The organism is Plantibacter sp. PA-3-X8, assembly GCF_003856975.1.
GTDB classification, from domain to species: domain Bacteria; phylum Actinomycetota; class Actinomycetes; order Actinomycetales; family Microbacteriaceae; genus Plantibacter; species Plantibacter auratus.
In genome coordinates this window covers 2,157,780-2,175,818 of sequence record NZ_CP033107.1, presented here as the reverse complement: position 1 = coordinate 2,175,818, position 18,039 = coordinate 2,157,780, and the positions used below count along the sequence as shown (strand labels likewise).

The 18,039-nt window shown below is 69.5% G+C and carries 18 protein-coding genes; 10 read left to right on the top strand and 8 right to left on the bottom strand.

The genetic code is table 11. The features are described 5' to 3' along the window. Positions 1 to 4 precede the first annotated feature (4 nt). Complete coding sequence (gene nrdI, locus EAO79_RS10350; protein WP_064296523.1) at positions 5 to 418, bottom strand: class Ib ribonucleoside-diphosphate reductase assembly flavoprotein NrdI; 414 nt, start codon at positions 416 to 418, stop codon at positions 5 to 7. Positions 419 to 502: 84 nt separating this feature from the next. After that, the gene (gene nrdH / locus EAO79_RS10345; RefSeq protein WP_056007615.1) at positions 503 to 736 is read right to left on the bottom strand and encodes a glutaredoxin-like protein NrdH; all 234 of its coding nucleotides are present in this window, start codon (positions 734 to 736) and stop codon (positions 503 to 505) included. Positions 737 to 1,089: 353 nt separating this feature from the next. Between nrdH and EAO79_RS10340 the strand changes: the two genes are divergently transcribed. Beyond that, positions 1,090 to 2,298 carry an MFS transporter gene (locus EAO79_RS10340; RefSeq protein ID WP_079705417.1) on the top strand — a complete coding sequence of 403 codons (1,209 nt, stop codon included), beginning with the start codon at positions 1,090 to 1,092 and terminating at the stop codon, positions 2,296 to 2,298. Positions 2,299 to 2,309: 11 nt separating this feature from the next. Here EAO79_RS10340 and EAO79_RS10335 read toward each other — a convergent pair whose 3' ends face one another. Next, entirely contained in the window at positions 2,310 to 2,876 is a 567-nt protein-coding gene (locus EAO79_RS10335) for an NADPH-dependent FMN reductase (protein WP_124768925.1), read from the bottom strand. 48 nt (positions 2,877 to 2,924) lie between these two features. Between EAO79_RS10335 and EAO79_RS10330 the strand changes: the two genes are divergently transcribed. The 4 genes from EAO79_RS10330 (at position 2,925) to EAO79_RS10315 (ending at position 6,888) form a co-directional block, all read left to right on the top strand. Beyond that, complete coding sequence (locus tag EAO79_RS10330; protein WP_124768924.1) at positions 2,925 to 3,776, top strand: aldo/keto reductase; 852 nt, start codon at positions 2,925 to 2,927, stop codon at positions 3,774 to 3,776. A gap of 22 nt (positions 3,777 to 3,798) precedes the next feature. Then, on the top strand, positions 3,799 to 4,647 hold the full coding sequence (locus tag EAO79_RS10325) for an alpha/beta fold hydrolase (RefSeq protein WP_124768923.1): 849 nt from the start codon (positions 3,799 to 3,801) through the stop codon (positions 4,645 to 4,647). 139 nt (positions 4,648 to 4,786) lie between these two features. Further along, entirely contained in the window at positions 4,787 to 5,701 is a 915-nt protein-coding gene (locus EAO79_RS10320; RefSeq protein ID WP_124768922.1) for a DUF4349 domain-containing protein, read from the top strand. Further along, on the top strand, positions 5,698 to 6,888 hold the full coding sequence (locus tag EAO79_RS10315) for an acyl-CoA dehydrogenase family protein (RefSeq protein WP_124768921.1): 1,191 nt from the start codon (positions 5,698 to 5,700) through the stop codon (positions 6,886 to 6,888). The genes EAO79_RS10320 and EAO79_RS10315 overlap by 4 nt, the downstream gene beginning before the upstream one ends. A gap of 50 nt (positions 6,889 to 6,938) precedes the next feature. Here EAO79_RS10315 and EAO79_RS10310 read toward each other — a convergent pair whose 3' ends face one another. Beyond that, positions 6,939 to 7,217, bottom strand: coding sequence for a metal-sensitive transcriptional regulator (locus tag EAO79_RS10310; RefSeq protein WP_064296530.1), 279 nt, complete (start codon positions 7,215 to 7,217; stop codon positions 6,939 to 6,941). A gap of 83 nt (positions 7,218 to 7,300) precedes the next feature. Here EAO79_RS10310 and EAO79_RS10305 point away from each other — a divergent pair, with 83 nt between their 5' ends. Continuing rightward, positions 7,301 to 8,578: a DUF445 domain-containing protein gene (locus EAO79_RS10305; RefSeq protein WP_124768920.1), complete on the top strand. Its 1,278-nt coding sequence runs from the start codon at positions 7,301 to 7,303 to the stop codon at positions 8,576 to 8,578. Between the two features lie 12 nt (positions 8,579 to 8,590). Here the strand turns inward: EAO79_RS10305 and EAO79_RS10300 are convergent, their stop codons facing one another. Beyond that, positions 8,591 to 9,697 (bottom strand): hypothetical protein, encoded by a 1,107-nt coding sequence (locus EAO79_RS10300; RefSeq protein ID WP_124768919.1) that lies wholly within the window; start codon positions 9,695 to 9,697, stop codon positions 8,591 to 8,593. A 130-nt stretch (positions 9,698 to 9,827) separates the two neighbouring features. Between EAO79_RS10300 and EAO79_RS10295 the strand changes: the two genes are divergently transcribed. The 3 genes from EAO79_RS10295 to EAO79_RS10285 all read left to right on the top strand — a co-directional run bounded on the left by EAO79_RS10295 (position 9,828) and on the right by EAO79_RS10285 (position 12,489). Continuing rightward, positions 9,828 to 11,174 carry an MFS transporter gene (locus EAO79_RS10295; RefSeq protein WP_241160848.1) on the top strand — a complete coding sequence of 449 codons (1,347 nt, stop codon included), beginning with the start codon at positions 9,828 to 9,830 and terminating at the stop codon, positions 11,172 to 11,174. A 72-nt stretch (positions 11,175 to 11,246) separates the two neighbouring features. After that, positions 11,247 to 12,212 (top strand): aldose 1-epimerase family protein, encoded by a 966-nt coding sequence (locus EAO79_RS10290; RefSeq protein ID WP_371413638.1) that lies wholly within the window; start codon positions 11,247 to 11,249, stop codon positions 12,210 to 12,212. A 25-nt stretch (positions 12,213 to 12,237) separates the two neighbouring features. Next, a complete protein-coding gene (locus EAO79_RS10285; RefSeq protein ID WP_079001938.1) occupies positions 12,238 to 12,489 on the top strand; it encodes a response regulator in 252 nt (83 codons plus the stop codon). Between the two features lie 62 nt (positions 12,490 to 12,551). Here EAO79_RS10285 and EAO79_RS10280 read toward each other — a convergent pair whose 3' ends face one another. Next, on the bottom strand, positions 12,552 to 14,012 hold the full coding sequence (locus EAO79_RS10280) for a serine hydrolase (RefSeq protein ID WP_124768916.1): 1,461 nt from the start codon (positions 14,010 to 14,012) through the stop codon (positions 12,552 to 12,554). Between the two features lie 229 nt (positions 14,013 to 14,241). Here EAO79_RS10280 and EAO79_RS10275 point away from each other — a divergent pair, with 229 nt between their 5' ends. After that, the gene (locus EAO79_RS10275; protein ID WP_079705402.1) at positions 14,242 to 15,705 is read left to right on the top strand and encodes an MFS transporter; all 1,464 of its coding nucleotides are present in this window, start codon (positions 14,242 to 14,244) and stop codon (positions 15,703 to 15,705) included. 13 nt (positions 15,706 to 15,718) lie between these two features. Here EAO79_RS10275 and EAO79_RS10270 read toward each other — a convergent pair whose 3' ends face one another. Further along, entirely contained in the window at positions 15,719 to 16,381 is a 663-nt protein-coding gene (locus tag EAO79_RS10270; RefSeq protein WP_206428227.1) for a MurR/RpiR family transcriptional regulator, read from the bottom strand. Positions 16,382 to 16,566: 185 nt separating this feature from the next. Continuing rightward, positions 16,567 to 17,742 (bottom strand): mechanosensitive ion channel family protein, encoded by a 1,176-nt coding sequence (locus EAO79_RS10265; RefSeq protein WP_086474686.1) that lies wholly within the window; start codon positions 17,740 to 17,742, stop codon positions 16,567 to 16,569. Positions 17,743 to 18,039: the final 297 nt, after the last annotated feature.

Genomic DNA, 18,039 nt, shown 5'->3' with positions numbered 1-18,039 from the left:
TCGATCACTGAAACTGGCGCTGCTGCCAAAATGATTCCAATCCATTGTGGACGGTGGTGACATCGTCCTGGGTTCCGAAGAGTTCGAAGCGGTACAGGTGCGGGACCTTGCATTTGCTGGCGATCACGTCGCCGGCAAGGCCATAGGCCTCGCCGAAGTTCGTGTTGCCGGCGGCGATGACCCCGCGGATCAGGGAACGGTTGGCCTCCACGTTGAGGAACCGGATCACCTGTTTGGGCACCGCTCCGTCGCCGTTGCCCCCGCCGTAGGTGGGGGTCACGAGGACGTAGGGTGCCGTGGCGTGCACGGCTTCGTCTTTCGCATACAGCGGGATCTGCAACGAGGGCAGGTCGAGCTTCTGCATGAAGCGATGCGTGTTGCCGGAAATGCTGGAGAAGTAGATCAGCCGTGGTTGCACGGGTGGCCTCCTCGTCGACGTCCGGACGGTCGGATGGTGCGGTGCTGCTGGAGCCGGCTCATGATGACGCCTGCGACCGTGGGCTCAAGCCAGACGTGCGGCGAGCTCTTCGATCTTGTCGGGACGGAAGCCCGACCAGTGGTCTTCCTCGGTGATGACGACCGGTGCCTGCAGGTAGCCGAGGGCCTTGACCTGCTCGAGCGCGTTCTCGTCGACCGAGAGGTCGAGGATGTTGTACTCGATGCCCTTGTTGTCGAGTGCGCGGTACGTCGCGGTGCACTGCACGCAACTGGGCTTCGTGTAGACCGTGATTGCCATAGCTCTTCGTGCCTTCCCCTCAAAATCTGGTGATTCCCACGGCGTCCTGCGCCGGGGTTCCAATACTACATATAGATGGCGGTCTTCAGGTCGACCACAAGGGCTAGTAGTTACAGCCCTGTAGTTTTCCACCGGGTTCTCCACCGTTTCGGGCGAGTTATCCACCGGTTCTCCACTGGGTACAACGCTCGTGGGCGACGCGAAAATCCCGGATTGACGGCCTTTTCTCCCCCGTCTGAGGGATATCTATCCACAGGCGAGATTCTCCGCCGCACCTCCGACATCCGTTGTCGGTTTGGGCGTGTCGCGGGCGTGTCGCGCGTGTCGGAACCGGTCCCTAGACTGGTGTCCTTGTGAGCAGCTACCGTGACCTTCTTCGTACCCCCGGCGTCGCCCGGATCATCGCGGCGCAGCTCACTGCACGCTTCCCGTTCGGGATGCTCTCGCTGGCCTTCCTGCTCCACATCGAGCAGGTCACCGGGTCCTACGGGGCCGCCGGGCTCGTCCTGGCCGCGACGAGCATCGGGCAGGCGATCGCCGGGCCTCTCACGAGTCGGTGGATGGGCGTCTGGGGCATCCGCAAGGTGCTCCTCCTCACCCTCGCGGTCTGTGCCGTCTCCGTCACGACCATCGCCCTCGTCACCATGACCGTCCCCGCCTACATGGCGGTCGGATTCGTCGCCGGGCTGAGCACGCCGCCCGTCCAGCCCGCGGTCCGCACCATCTACCCGAAGCTCGTCACCTCCCAGCAGCTCACCCCGCTGTTCTCCCTCGACGCCTCGGCCCAAGAGATCATCTGGGTGCTCGGGCCCGTCGTGACCACCTTCGTGTCCACCCAGGTCGGCACGGTCTGGGGCATCGCCCTGGCGGCGGTGATCATGGTCGTCGGCTGCCTGTGGTTCATCTCCTCACCGGAGGTCGGGCGCGTCCGCATCCCGAGGAGCCGTCGCAAACTCGGACAGGTGCTCAAGCGCCCACCGGTCCTCCTCGCCACCGTCGTCGGCTTCCTCCTCATCGGCGCCTGTTCGGCCGTCGAGGCGGGCGTCGTCGCGACCTTCGGGCACGACGGCCTCGAGGCCGGTATCGTCCTTGCGATCTTCTCGGTCGGCTCGCTGGCCGGCGGCCTCGCCCTCGGACACACCCCGATCGGTCCCTACGCGCTGGCGCGGCGCATCTTCATCGTCTTCGCCGGACTCGCCGTCGCGAGCCTCTTCCTCAACGCCTGGTGGCTGTCGGTCACCCTCTTCATCGCCGGCATCGGCATCGCTCCGGCCCTCGCCGTGCTGTTCGCCATCGTCTCGGCGAGCGTGAAGTTCAGCGACACCGCCGAGGCCTACGGCTGGGTCGGCACCGGCCAGCTCATCGGTGCCGCGATGGGGTCGGCGGCGGCCGGCTTCCTCATCGACGGCTCCGGAGCGGTCGGCGCGTTCTGGGTCGCCGGCGTGTTCGCGCTGTTCGGCTTCGTCATCCCGTGGATCGGTCACCGGTGGCACCCCGACCTCCGCGGCCGCGATGCGAGCCCCATCCCCGATACCGAGCCGATCAACACCCACCCGTCCTGAGCCGCCCTGCTTCAGTCGGCGGCGCGCAGCGGCGCGAGGGCCCCGTCGAGTGCGGCCAGTTCGCCCAGCAGCATCGGGAGCATCGTCGTCTGGCGGTCGTTGGGCGTCAACACCCCGTCGGCGATCTGCCGTGAGACGTACGGGATCTCCACGTTCGCACCGGTACTGACGAGGCCGAGTGCCTGCAGGACAGGTCGAAGCGCGACGACACCGCGGGTTCCGCCCGACAGCCCGCCGTAGCTGACGATCCCGACCGGCTTCCGCGCCCACTCGTGCATGAGGTAGTCGAGCGCGTTCTTGAGGGCGGGCGCGTAGCTGTAGTTGTACTCGGGCGTCACGAACACGAAGGCGTCCGTCCGATCGACCCGCTCGCTCCAGGCGATCGTGTGCGGGTGGACGTAGGCGCGCTTCCGCGGGTGCGCGGGCTCGTCCATGAACGGCAACGCCAGCTCCCGGAGATCGACCGCATCGACGGTGAACCGCTCGTCCGCCTCGGCCACACCCGCGACCCAGTCGGCGACGGCACCGCCCACCCGCTCGGGACGGACGCTCCCAGTGACGATCATGAGTTGCGGCATGGGCTCCCTTTCGACGGTGACGGTGGCCCTGTCGAGGATACTGGTGCCATGGCAGACAGCACCCCGACCGTCCCCCTCAACGACGGGCACACGATCCCCCAGCTCGGCTTCGGCGTCTACAAGGTCCCGGACCTGGCCAGCACCGAGATCGTGCAGACGGCGCTGGAGGTCGGGTACCGCCACATCGACACCGCCTCGCTGTACGGCAACGAGCGCGGCACCGGCGTCGCGATCCGCGAGTCGGGCATCCCCCGCGACGAGCTCTTCGTCACGACGAAGGTCTGGAACACCGATCAGGGGTACGAGGAGACGCTGCGCGCGTTCGACACGAGCCTCGACCTCCTCGGCCTCGACCACGTCGACCTGTACCTCATCCACTGGCCGGCCCCGCGCCAGGACCGGTACCGCGAGACCTGGCGCGCGCTCGAGCGGTTGCGGGCCGAGGGACGAACCCGCTCCATCGGCGTCTCGAACTTCCACCGCAGCCATCTCGAACGGCTCCTGGAGTCGGCGGAGGTCACCCCGGCCGTCAACCAGATCGAACTCCACCCGTTCCTCCCCCAGCGGGAGTTGCGCGCCGTCAACGCGGCACACGGCATCGCGACCGAGGCCTGGTCACCACTCGCCCGCGGCCGCTTCTTCACGCCCGCCGCGGACGGATCCGACGCCACCTCCGACCTCGGGGCCATCGCACAGAAGCACGGGCGCACGGTCGCGCAGGTCGTGCTGCGCTGGCACCTGCAGCTCGGCAACATCGTCATCCCCAAGTCGGCCACACCGGCGCGGATCTCGGAGAACTTCGCCGTGTTCGACTTCACCCTCGACGCCGACGACCTGGCCGCCATCTCGGCGCTCGAGAACGGCGAGCGCATCGGCACCGACCCGGACCGGCTCGACTGACGCGAGACCGTAGGCTGAACGCATGACCGAGCCCGTCGTCGACACCGCTTCCAGCCTCGCCGCCCGCACGATCACGCCCGTGGAGCTCCCACGTCACCGCTGGGGTCGCCACGACGCGCCGGCTCGGGCGCTCGTGGTCCACGGACTCGGCAGCAACGGTCCGAGCACCTGGCGCATCTGCGCAGCCCTGGCCGATCGCGGTTGGCTCGTGGAGGCGGTCGACCTCCGCGGCCACGGCGTCGCCCCTCGTGCGTTGGACTACCGGGTCGAGGCCTACGCCGCCGATCTGCTGGCCACCAGGCCGACCCCCGTGCCCGGCGTCGGGCACGCCGCGTGGGACCTCGTCGTCGGACACTCGCTCGGAGGCGCCGCCACGGCGGTCGCCGCCGCAGCCGATCCCCGATGGGCGGCGGCAGTCGTGCTGCTCGACCCCGCCATCGCGCTCGACGACCACGACGCCGAGATCATCCGGGCCAGCCAGGAGGCCGCCTTCGCCGACCACACGATCGCATCCGTCCGCGCGAAGAACCCCGAGTGGCACCCACTCGACGTGGAGATCAAGGTCCAGGCGGTGTCCGAGGCGAGCCGGTGGGCGATCGAGCAGACGAGCGAACAGAACCATCCGTGGGACGTCCGCCCCGCGGCGGCCGCTCTGCGCAACCCGACCTTCGTGATCGCCTCCGACCCTGAGGTATACAGCCTCTTCCGCGGCGCGCTCGCCGCCGAGGTCCTCGCCAACCGCCAGGTCAGCCTGACGATCGTCCAGGGCGCCGGTCACAACGTGCACCGGGACCGCCCGGCGGAGACCACGAAGGCCATCGGCGATTGGGCCGAGCTGCAACTCGAACAGCGGTCGCGTCGCGAGACCTGATCACGACCCGCTTCCCACGGTCCCTGCACCTCCGCGGTGCAGCGGCTCCCTCGGGTGATGCGCGTCGCGAGACCTGATCGTGACCCGCTTCCCAGGGTCCCTGCACCTCCGCGGTGCGGCGGCTCCCTAGGGTGATGCCATGAAGCGCTCCGCAGTGACCCGCACCACCACCGTGTTCGTCTCCGCCGTCCTCGTCGGGCTCGTCCTCTCGGGCTGCTCGGCCGGGTCGAGCACCGAGGCCGGCAGCGACTCGCGAGCTGCGATGCCCGCGCCCGGCCAGGTCGCCGGCGACGCGCAGGTCGGCGTCGACGGCGCCGCCTCCCCCGACCTCACGCAACAGCAGGTGGTCACGACCGGTTCACTCACCGTCACCGCTGACGACCCGATCAGCACCGCGACGGACGCCACCCGGATCGTCACCGACGCGGGCGGGCGCGTCGACAGCCGCGACGAGACTCCGGGCACCTCCGACCAGGCCGCGCAGGCGACCCTGATGGTCCGCATCCCTGCCGACGACTTCGACGACGTGCTCGCGCAGCTGCAGGCGCTCGGCACGGTGAACAACCTCTCCGTGTCCGCGGTGGACGTCACGGCACAGGCCGCCGACCTCGACGCGCGGGTCACCGCCCTCCAGGCCTCGGTCGACCGACTGCTCGGACTCATGGCGGCTTCGACCACGACGGCCGACCTCCTCGCCGCCGAGACCAGCCTGTCCCAGCGGCAGGCGGAACTGGACGGGCTGGTCGCCCAGCGCGACGCGCTCGCCGATCAGGTCGACTTCTCCTCCGTGTTCGTGAGCTTCGTGGCCCCAGGCGTGGTCGCGCCGGGTGTGCCCACCGACTTCTGGGGCGGCGTGGTCGCCGGGTGGAACGCGCTCGTCGCCGCCGCCTCGGGACTGGTCGTCGTGGTCGGCGTCCTGGTGCCGTGGCTGCTCCCCCTCGCAGTCGTCGCCGCGGTCGTGGTGCTCCTCGTCAGGTCGGGCCGTCGGCGCGCTGCTCGCCGCTCGCAGACACCTGCCACCTCGGCCGGGCCCGATGCGACAATGGACCGGTGACCGCTCAAGCGCAGCACCACCCGTCCGACCGATCGTTCGACCCTGCCTCGATCCTCAGTGACGGGCTCGTCGAGCGCATCCGCGAACGTGCCGCCGTGGCGGACCGTGAGAACGCCTTCTTCGACGAGGACCTCGCCGAGCTGCGAGCGTGCGGCTATCTCCGGGCGTTCGTCCCCGGGGAGTTCGACGGCCTCGGCCTCGGCCTGAGCGAGGTCACGCTGCTCCAGTCCCGGCTCGCGACCGCCGCCCCGGCGACCGCTCTCGCGATCAACATGCATCTCGTGTGGACGGGGGTCGCGCGACTGCTCCACGCCCGAGGAGACGACTCGCTCCGCTTCGTCCTCGAGGGAGCTGCCGGGGACGAGCTGTACGCGTTCGGGGTCAGCGAAGCGGGCAACGATCTCGTGCTCTTCGGATCCGACACCGAAGCCCGTCCGGGCCCCGACGGTTCCTATCGGTTCCACGGCCGGAAGATCTTCACCTCGCTGTCGCCCGCGTGGACCTGGCTGGGGACGACCGGGCTCGACACGACCTCGGCCGACGGTCCGAAGGTCGTCTACGGCTTCATCGATCGCTCACGCGGCGGTTTCGAGATCCTCGACGACTGGGACACCGTCGGGATGCGCGCCAGCCAGAGCAGGACGACCCTGCTCCAGGGGGCCGAGTCGACGGCGGAGCACATCGTCCGACGCCTCGATCCCGGGCCCAACCCGGACCCCATCGTCTTCGGGATCTTCGCCTGCTTCGAGACCCTCATCGCCGCCGTGTACACGGGCATCGGCGAACGCGCCCTCCGACTCGCGGTCGAGACCGCCCACCGGAAGACGTCGAAGAAGGCCGGAGGTGCGAGCTACGCGGCGGACCCCGACATCCGCCGTCGGATCGCCTCGGCCGCCATCGCGTACGACGGCATGCTGCCACAGCTCGCCGGCATCGCCCGGGACCTCGACGACGGGGTCGACCATGGCGCGCTCTGGTTCCCGAAACTCGTCGGGCTCAAGGTCCGCGCGACGGAGACCGCCCGCGAGGTCGTCGATCAGGCGATCCGGGTCGCCGGCGGCGGCAGCTACTTCGCCGCGAGCGAGTTGGGCCGGCTGTATCGCGACGTCCTCGCCGGGATGTTCCATCCCTCCGACGACGAGTCCGCCCACGCAACGGTCGCGAACGCCTGGCTCGGGCCCGCGTGACGGCTCTGCTCGGGCCCGTGCGACGGCTCGGGCCGGCCTGACGGCCCGGCTCAGCCGCGGTTGTTGCTGAGCTCGAAGATCCGCAGGAGCTCGCCGACCGCGGCGTCCTTGCTGTCCCCGCCCTCCTCGAACATCTGCGTGACGTGCGTCAGCAGGTGGTTCTCGACGAGCAGCTTGTTGAGGGACCCCAGCGACTTCTGGATGGCGAGCGACTGCGTGATGATGTCCATGCAGTAGTCCTCGTTCTCGATCATCTTCTCGAGGCCACGCATCTGGCCCTCGAGGATCTTCGTCCGGTGCAGGGCCCGCTTCTTGATGTCTTCGATCACCGGCTCAGGGTACCACCAGGGGGTACGGTGTCCTCCTGCTCCATCGGACCGGAGGACACGGGCGACGAGCCTAGGATGGGCGGATGACGAGCTCCCCCACACTCGAACTCACCGCTGCCGACGCGGACCGCGCGCGAGCCCTGCGCTCGATGAAGCGCCTGGCCACCGGACTGCTTCTCGTCATGGCGGTCATCTTCGCCGTCGCGTTCGCACTCGAGGGACGCTACCCGTGGTTGGCGTACGTCAGGGCCGCTGCGGAAGGCGGCATGGTCGGGGCGCTCGCGGACTGGTTCGCCGTCACCGCCCTCTTCCGGCACCCGCTCGGCATCCCGATCCCCCACACGGCGATCATCCCGAAGCGCAAGGACGAGATCGGCGTCAGCCTCGGCGAGTTCGTGGAGACCAACTTCCTCTCCGAGGAGGTCGTGCGGCAGAAGCTCGCGTCCGTCTCCGTCTCGGAGAAGCTCGGCGGATGGTTGTCCGAGCCCGCGAACGCCGAGCGGGTCACCGCCGAGGGGTCCATCGCGGTGCGGGGTCTGCTGGAGACGCTGTCCGACGACGACGTCCGCGAAGTCATCGAGGCGTTGGCGTCCAAACACCTCATCGACCCGCAGTGGGCCCCGAACATCGGCCGTTGGGTCGAGCACATCGTCGGCGTCGGCGCGCACCACGACGCGGTCGACCTCCTCCTCGACCGCACGGGTGAATGGCTGAGCACGAATCCGAAGGCGTTCGAACGCCTGGTCTCGAGCCGTCTGCCGACCTGGGTGCCGTCCTTCGTCGACCGGCTGGTGGACGACAAGCTCTACCGGGAGGCCGTGTCCTTCGTCCAGGCCGTCCGCGCGGACCCCGACCACCAGCTCCGTCATGCCCTCGACGGCTACCTCGGCGAGCTCGCGGAGCAACTGCAGCACGACGACGCGACCATCACCCGCTTCGAGAACGCCAAGCACGAGGTCATCGACAGTCCTCGTGTCCGGGAGGTCGCCGGTAAGACCTGGGCGGCCGCGAAGAGCGCGTTCCTCGAGGCACTCGACGCCCCCGACAGCGACCTCCGCGTGCGGATCGCCGGCACCATCGCGGACTTCGGCCGGCGACTGTCGACCGACCGGGTGTTCTCCACCCGCGTCGACACCCGCGTCGCGGACGCCCTGTCCTACGTCGTCACCCGCTACCGGCACGACATCGCGAGCATCATCACCGAGACCGTCGAGCGTTGGGACGCCCGGGAGACGACCCAGAAGATCGAGCTGCTCGTGGGACGCGACCTGCAGTTCATCCGCTTGAACGGCACCATCGTCGGCGCGCTCGCCGGCCTCGCGATCTTCACGGTCGCGCAGGCGGTCCTCCGCGCGTTCTGACGACGGGACAGGTCAGCGCTTCGGCAGCAGCTCCACGGAGATGAGGTTCACGACGTCGTTCGCGAGCAGGTCGAGCGACGCCTGATCGCGGCAGGTGAAGGTGAAGACGACGAGGATCCCCATTTTCGTGAGCGACCGGACGCCCCAGTACGTGCGCTCCCCCGAGGGCTGGGTCCATGACAGGACCCGGAACTCGATGAGGCCTCCACCGCTGTTGTAGTTCAGTTGTTCCGTCGTGCCGTCCGCTTTGACGTAGTCGGCCCCGACGTACTTCGCCATGTAGGCGTCGCTCGACTTCTCGTCGTCTCCGACCGCGATCTCGTCAGGCGTCAACGCGATGTTGCCGAGTCCGACGTCGCAGGAGGTCGCCGCGTTCCGGTAGATCTCGACGCCGTTCCGGTCCGGACCGATCGCCGCCCAGGACGAGTCCAGGTCGTTCGTCAGGTAGGCCGTCCATTCGGTGGGGACGTCCTGCCCGGCCGCGAAGTCGAGGTCGGGCGGGATGGAGACGTAGGTCTTCGTCGGCTCCGGCGTCGAGTCCGTCTCCGTGGGCGTCGGAGAAGCGGTCTTCGTCGGGGTGGCCGAGCGGGTGGGGCTCGGGTCCGCGACCGGTGCGCCCCCCTGCGTGAGCACGAGGGCGACGACGGTGATGATCGCCGCCAACACGAGCGGGACACCGACGGCCAGGGCGATGATGAGCCCCGTCCGCTTACGCTTCGGGGCACCGGGAGGCGGCGGTTGCTGGCCGTACCCGGGAGGGCCTTGCGGCGGCTGCTGCTGGTACGGGTTCTGCTGCGGCTGATACGGCTGCTGCGGCTGGTATGGCTGTCCGCCGGAGAGGTTCCGCTGCCCGCCATACGGGTTCTGCTGGTACGGGTTCTGCTGCTGCGGTCCCTGTCCGTACGGCGGCTGCTGCTGTCCGTGCGGGTTCTGCTGCTGCGGTCCCTGTCCGTACGGCGCCTGCGGCTGCTGCTGACCGTACGGGTTCTGCTGCTGCGGTCCCTGCCCGTACGGCGCCTGCGGCTGCTGGCCGGAGGGGTGCTGCGGCTGCTGACCCGTCGGCCAGTGCGGCGGGCGGGCGTCAGGCTGCTGCGGGTCGGGAGACGGTGCATCGGTCACGGGAGTGGCCTTTCGACGGAACGGCGGGCGGAGCGGGTGAACTGCCCGGCCGCACGCCTGCAGTTCGATGCCGTCAGCCTATCTGCGACGGACCGGCGCCGGTGGGCACATCCTGCACCAGAATGGTGACGTGTCCACCGCCCCCACCACACCCCGCACCCGCAGCGAGCGCCTCGACGCGCTCCCGTTCACCAAGGCACACGGGCGACTGCTCGTCGGTTCCGGCGTCGGCTGGGCCCTCGATGCCATGGACGTGGGACTCGTGTCCTTCGTGCTCGCCCAGCTCGCCGTGCAGTGGCAGCTCGGGAACACGGAGCTCTCCTGGATCGCCTCAGCCGGGTTCCTCGGCATGGCCATCGGTGCGACGCTCGGGGGCTTGCTCGCCGACCGGGTCGGACGGCGCCACGTCTTCGCGATCACCCTGCTCGTGTTCGGCATCGCGACGGGCGCGTCGGCCCTCGCCTGGGGACTCGGCGTGCTCATCGTGCTGCGATTCGTCGTCGGCCTCGGACTCGGCGCCGAGCTGCCCGTCGCCTCGACCCTCATGAGTGAGTTCGCCCCGCCACGGATCCGCGGGCGGATCATCGTGTTCCTGGAGGCGTTCTGGGCGATCGGGTGGATCGCCGCCGCCCTCATCGGCTATCTGGTCGTGCCGACGAGCGACGACGGGTGGCGCTGGGCGCTCGCCATCGGCGCGTTGCCCGCGGTCTACGCGGCCATCGTGCGGACGCGACTGCCGGAGTCGGTGCGCTTCCTCGAGTCGCGTGGGCGCCACCGCGAGGCGGAAACCGTCGTCCGCGAGTTCGAGGCCTCGGCGGGCGTCGCCCACCCGGAGCCAGCCGTCGACACCACCACCGACACCCCCGTGAGCGCCGGTCTCTCCGCCGGCGAGCGCCTCCGTGGGCTGTGGGTACCCACGCACCGCCGCGACACCGGTTCGCTCTGGATCGTGTGGTTCTGCGTCAACTTCTCCTACTACGGTGCGTTCATCTGGATCCCGACGATCCTCGTCGCCTCCGGGTTCTCCCTCGTCCGGTCCTTCGGTTTCACCCTGATCATCACCCTCGCCCAGATCCCGGGCTACGCCGTCTCGGCATGGTTGATCGAGGCCTGGGGCCGGAAGCAGACCCTCGCGACCTTCCTGGCGGGCTCCGCGGTGTCGGCGGTCCTGTTCGGCACGGCGACGACCGAACCGACGATCATCGTGTTCGGGATGTGCTTGTCCTTCTGCAACCTCGGCGCCTGGGGCGCCTTGTACGCGACCACCCCGGAGCTGTATCCGACAGCGCTCCGTGCGACGGGGGCGGGATGGGCCGCCGGCATCGGCCGCATCGCCTCGATCATCGCCCCGCTGTCGGTCCCGGTGCTCCTCCTCGCAGGACAGGCCCTGCTCTTCTCCGTGTTCGCCGCCTTCTTCGTCGTCGCCGCGGTCGCCGCACTGTTCCTCTCGGACATGCGCGGCCGCTCCCTCGACTGAGCCGCGTCCCACCGCCCGACCCGCACCGCCAGTCGGCCGGGTCGGTCGGCGTCGATGCGACAGAATGGGGCCGTGACCGAATCCACCAGCGCCGTGTCCCCGTCCGCCTCCGTCGACCGACGTCCGATCTCGGGACGTCGTGTCGATCTCGAGCACGGTGCGTACACCGCGTCGATCGCCTCGGTCGGTGCCTCATTGCGGTTCCTGCGGCACGACGGCCGAGACCTCGTGGTCCCGTTCGACGCCGAGGAGGTCCGTCCGGCGTTCCGCGGCGCCATGCTCGCCCCGTGGCCCAACCGCGTCGTCGACGGCCGATACACCTTCGCCGGCGTCGACCACCAGCTCGCACTCACGGAACCCGCTCGCGGTCACGCCCTCCACGGACTCGCCGCCTGGTCGGAGTGGGACCTCGTGTCGTCGAGCACGGCGTCGGCGGCGTTCCGCGTGGTCATCGAGGCGCAGGAGGGCTATCCGTTCCGCGTCCAGGTCACCGCGACCTACACGCTCGACGACGACGGACTCCGCACCGACGTCGAGGCGCTGAACCTCGGCGACGTCGACGCGCCCTACGGCACGGGACCGCACCCGTACCTCGTCGCGGGTGAGGGCCGTGTCGACGACTGGACGCTCGAACTGCCCGCCGCCGTGGTGCTCACCGTCACGCCGGACCGGCTCATCCCGGTCTCGCTGGAGCCGGTCGACACGGAGGCGACGGAGCACTTCGACTTCCGGTCACCCCGGGCCATCGGCGACACCTTCGTCGACCACGCGTACACGGCGCTCGATCGCGACGTCGACGGCCGGGTCACGGTGCGCGTGGCGACGCCATCCGGCAGCGGCGTCGCCATGCACTGGGGTGACGGTCTGCCCTGGGTCCAGGTGCACACGGCCGATCAGCCCGTCGCGGAGCTGAACCGACTGGGGCTCGCCGTCGAACCGATGACCTGCCCACCCGACGCCTTCTCGACCGGGACCGACCTCGTCGTCCTGGCTCCCAATACACCACACCGGGTGTCCTGGACCATCGCAGCACTCTGACAGTCGTCGGGGCTAGGCTGGCGACATGTCACAGACTCTTGCGAAACTCACCGGCGGCCCGCTCGACAGCGAGATCATCCCGCTCGAAGACGGTCAGGACGGCGAGCTCGTCCTACCCTACGGCGAAGGCCAGCTCATCTACCGTCCCGTCGGCGAAGCGACGAACACCGGCGACCACGACGGCCCGACGACGACCGACTACGAGTACGTCGAGTCGACGGAGGACATCTCCCCGACGAACCGCAACGGCAACGGCGACGACGACTCGATCGGCTGAACCGAGCCACACCGTTCCACCTGAACGCCGGTAGCTGAGCCTCAGCTGCCGGCGTTCGGCGTTCACTCCCGCTGGTCGTCGACCGTCACCGTGAAGGTCTGGACCCGGAGCGGAAGCACGGGTGTCATCCGGACCTCCAGGCGGAGGCGGCCCTCCGTCCCCTCGACGAACCAGACCAGGTGGTCCGGCGAATCGCAGATCGGCGTCGCACGTCCCGAAGCCACCTCGGCGATGCCACCGACGGCGGTGACAGCGGCGTCGACCGCCTCGCGTCGCTCGTCCAGCGGGCGGTCGAGGGCGACGTTCTCGGCGAACAGCGACGCGGCGACGCGGTCGTCCCAGTGCGACAGCAGCCCGGTCGCGGTCATCGACGCCACGAGGGTCTCCGGCCAGGGGCGGATCGCCGGTTCCGGCAGCTCACCGGAGGCCTTGGCGCCCGCGATCGCCAGCCGCAGGGCCTGTTCGGCGGGCTTCGCCACGGCGGCGTAGCCGGCGTTCTCGAAGGCGACGACGCCGAACCCCGATGTCGGGTGCCACCGCATGTGGGCGCTGTAACCGGGGTAGCCGCCCGAGTGCGAGACGAGCGTCCCGAGGTCGGCGTCCTCTTCGACGAAGAGGCCGAAGCCGTAGCCGAGCGCGAGTCTCGGCGGCACGCCGTCGAGGGTGGGCCGCGACGGAGCCAGCCGGTGCAGCTGCTGCATCTCGCGGCGGCTGGCGCTCGACAGTGGTCCGGTCTCGTCCCCGGTCCAGGCGCCGTCGAGCCAGCGCACCCATCCGATCAGGGTGGAGGCCGAGGCGAAGAGTCCGCCGATCGAGGAGAAGACCCCGGGGCCGGAGAACGGGACCTCGACGAATCGGCCGTCTCCATCGACGGCCCGTTCGCGGCGGACACGATGACCGGTCGCCGTGACCGCCCCGTCGCCCTCGGGTCGCTCGAACACGGCGCCGAGTCCGAGCGGCTCCAGCAGGAGCGAGGTCACCGCGTCGATGTAGGAGCCACCGGTCACACGCTCGATGACCTGCCCGAGCAACGCGTAGCCGAGGTTCGAGTAGGAGAACGCCGTCCCGGGTGTCGTGACGCATCGGACGCCGCGCACGAGCAGCCGCCGGAACTCGTCCACGGTGATCGACTCCTGGCGGTCACCCCACGGATCGTCCGTTCCGAGCCCACCCGACATCGTCAGGAGCATACGCACGGTCGGCCGGACGGCGACGCCGTCAGGGAGCACCGGCGCGAACTCCGGCACGAACCCGTCCACCGGCGCGTCCAGGTCGAGGCGACCGGCGTCGCGGAGGATGAGGAGCACGGCCGCGGTGAAACTCTTCGTGCAGGAGGCGATGCGGAACAGCGTGTCTGCGTCGGGCACCGGACCGCCCACGGTGACCCCGCCGAACCCCTGCTCGAACCGGACCCGCTCGCGGTCGAACACGGCGACGTACGATCCCGGGGCGACGCCGGAGGTGATCCGGTCCTGGAAGACCCGCGTGATGTCCGTCTCGGTGCTGTCCTCGACCAGGTGCATGCCGCCTCCTCCTCGACGGCCCTCGGCAGCCGTCCGCGATCTCGTCGCGCTTCGAGCGTACGACCACTCCGCGCCACCGGGCGCCATCGCACGGGGTGCCGGGCGTAGGGTGCTCCTCCGCCAGGACGAAGTCAAGGGGCACCGATCAGCGACGTCCGATGCCCGCCGCGGGAGTAGCGTCATCTCCCGGATCGACCGTCGACGGGACGGCCGTGGAAGGAGTCATTCCATGTCGAACACGTCGACCTCCGGGCTACCTGCCCCGGTGCGGAGCCTCGTCCCCGCCAGGATGGACCGATTGCCGTGGACCCGGTTCCACTGGATGATCGTCGTCGGTCTCGGCTTCTCGTGGGTGCTGGACGGCCTCGAGATCCAGATCGTCGCCTCCGCCGGGTTCCAGAAGTCGCTGGGTCTGTCGGCGGCGGAGGTCGGACTCCTCGGGACGATCTACCTCCTCGGCCAGGTGACGGGCGCCCTCGTCTTCGGCCGCATGGCGGACCGCCTCGGCCGCAAGAAGCTCTTCATCCTGACCCTCGCGATCTACCTCGTCGCGAGCGGCATCGCCGGCCTGTCCCCCACGTTCTGGTTCCTCGCCATCTTCCGGTTCTTCGCCGGCATGGGCATCGGTGGCGAGTACGCGGCGATCAACTCGGCCATCGACGAGCTCATCCCGTCGAAGTACCGCGGGCACGTCGACATCGCCATCAACGGCACCTACTGGGGCGGCGCCGCCCTCGGATCGGCGGCGAACCTGTTCCTGCTGAACACCGACTACTTCGCCGAGGACGTCGGCTGGCGCATCGGGTTCTTCATCGGCCCGGTCCTCGGTCTCGCCATCATCTTCCTGCGCCGCCACATCCCCGAGAGTCCGCGGTGGCTCATGACGCACGGTCGGGAACAGGAGGCGGAGGCCACGGTCGACGACATCGAGGCCACCGTCCGCAAGCAGGGCGGGACGATCGAGCCGGTCGACGAGTCGAAGGCGCTCACGGTGCAGGCCCAGGGCCACATCCCGATCCGGACCATCTTCGGCGTCCTCTTCTCGAAGTACCCGAAGCGCACCTTCGTCGGCCTCGCGATGATGATCACCCAGTCGTTCCTGTACAACGCGATCTTCTTCACCTACGCGCTCGTGCTGCAGAACTTCTACGGCACGAGCCCCTCGTCGACGCAGTACTACTTCTTCCCCTTCGCAATCGGCAACCTGCTCGGCCCACTCCTCCTCGGCAGGCTGTTCGACACCTGGGGTCGTCGCCAGATGATCTTCCTCACCTACGGGGTCTCCGGGGCGGTCCTGGCGGTTTCGGCGGTGCTCTTCAACGCCGGTGCGCTCGACGCGACGACCCAGACGATCTTCTGGTGCGTCTCGTTCTTCTTCGCCTCCGCCGGTGCGTCAAGCGCCTACCTGACCGTGAGCGAGATCTTCCCGCTCGAGCTCCGCAGCCAGGTGATCGGCTACTTCTTCGCGATCGGACAGATCGCGGGTTCGGTCGCGCCGCTGCTCTACGGGATCCTGATCGGTGACGGCACCGACCGCGGGCCGCTCACCGTGGGCTACTTCGTGGGTGCCGGCGTGATGGTCCTCGGCGGGTTGATCGCCCTCATCTTCGGCGTCGACGCCGCGCGGAAGTCCCTCGAGGACATCACGGAACCCCTGTCGATCGTGCGCGAGGGGAAGGGCTCGGGAAGCTGATCCCGGTCCGCGCTCAGTGCTCGTCGGAGACGTAGACCCCGAGCGTCTCGGCGAGGCGCTCCCGCTCCACCGCCCGACGGCCGGCGCCCTTGGCGCTGGCCGTCGTGAGCGTGGCGAGGATGTGCAGGGTGAGCGCGATCCCGATCGAGGAACTCGGGTGGCCGTCCTCGGCACGGCCGAGCACGATCGTCTCGTCGGCGTACGGGGTCAGCGGGGCGTCCGGCGCGTCCGTGATGAGTACGAGGCTGCCTCCCGCCTCGGCGAACGGGACGACGGAGTCGATCGTGTACTTCCGGTACCGCTGTAGCGACACGGCGATCATGACGTCGCTCGTACGCACGTCGCTCAGGACGTCGAGGGGACGCACGATGGTGCCGTCGATGAGCGTGACGTTCGCGAGGCCGTAGCTGAGGTCCGCGGCGAGGAGGGACGCGTAGGTGAACGACTTCGACGCCCCGATGAGGAATCGTCGCCGGGCGGAGACGATGAGGGCCGCTGCGCGTTCGAGGGCGCCGTCCGCCTTGGCCGAGGCGAGAGACTCCTCGAACTGCTTGCGTTCCTGCTCGAGGAGTCGGTGCTTCAGGACGGACGCGGAGCGTCGTTCGAGACGCTGCTCCGGGCGTTCGCCGGGGACGGCGGTGTCCTCATCGGTGAGGAAGAGGGTGTCGTCGTTCACGCGCGGTCTCCTTCGCATGCCGTCGCCGGGGTTCGGGCCGGCGCCGTCCGTTCGTGTCGGCAGCAGCACCGACGGCCCGCCGGCAGGTCACCCGGCGAGGTTCCCTTGATGGTAGCGACGGGAAGCGCATACAGGATCGCCGGAACGACAACGATTCGGTGCACACGCGTCCGGTCGTGCGACGGTCAGCGTTCGGGCTCGTCGTCCAGGTCGGGCAGGGTGATCGAGGACGTGAAGAGGCTCGCGCGCTGTTCGGCCTCGGCGCTGCCGCTGAACAGCCCGACGGGCTCGGTGACCGGCCCGCCGCGCTTCGGCACCGGACGAGGCTCCTGCTCGACCATCTGCACCCGGTTGCGCGGGATCGCCGACGGGTTCTGCGCGAGGATCCACTCGACCATCTGCTCGCGCACGAGGCACCGGAGGTCGAAGAGGGTCGGTGCGTCCACCGCGGTGACGAGGATGCGGATGCGCACGTAGCCGCCCACGGCGTCCGTGACCTGCAGGACCTGCGCCCGGCCGTCCCAGAGGTCGGTGCGGTCGAGGATGCGCTCCAGCTCGGTCCGCATGACCGCGGGGCTCACCCACCAGTCGAGGTCGAACTCGACCGACCCGAGCAGCTCGCTCGTGTTCCGCGTCCAGTTCTGGAAGGGCGTGGAGGTGAAGTAGGTGGACGGGAGCACCATACGGCGATCGTCCCAGATGCCGACGACGACGTAGGTGAGGGTGATCTCCTCGATCCGGCCCCACTCCCCCTCGACGATGACGACGTCGTCGACCCGGATCGCATCGCTGAAGGCGAGCTGGATCCCGGCGAACACGTTCCCGAGGACGGACTGCGCCGCGAGGCCGGCGACGATGCTCACGACACCGGCGGAGGCCAGCACGCTCGCCCCGACGCCCTGGACGCCGGGGAACGTCAGGAGGATCGACGCGACACCGACGATGACGACGACCGCGATCGCCAGGCGACGGACGAGCGCGAGCTGCGTCTGCATGCGGCGGGCGACCTTGTTGTTCGGGACGTCGATGCGGTACCGAGCCTGGCCGAGCCCGATGACGAAGGCGAGCAGCGCGGCGACCAGCCACGTCGCTGCGGCGATGACGGCGATCCGGAAGGTCTGGTCGATGAACCCACGGGCGGTCTCATCGGGAAGCGTCGCCGCAACCGCCGGCCACACGGCGACCAGGATCACGAGGGCCCGGAAGGGGTGCCTGGCACTCCCGGCGAGCGCACCCGGCCAGTCGCTCCGCCGCGCCGCCATCCGGAATGAGACCGACACGATCACGATGACGACGAGCGCTGCGATCAGCGCTATCCCGGCTGCTGCGGCGACACCCCACCAGCTCTGCCATACGAACATCCATGCCTCCTCGAGCCGGTCGTGCACTACGTGTTCCTCCGCCGGCCGATGCCGCACGGCGCAAGCGTCCAGCGTAGGGGCCGGCGCATGCCACGCTCGACCGCTTGCGCGGCCTGCCACGAACCTCTCAGGCCGAGTTCACGTGGCTGGCGCGTCCCACGTGAACCGAGCGAACCTCCCCGTTCACCGAGGTGGCACGGCCCAGACTGCCCTTCGACAGGCTCAAGGACCGAAGCACGCCGAACAGACCGCTCCCGGTCGCTGAGCCCGTCGAAGGGCGGCACAGCTCCGGGACCG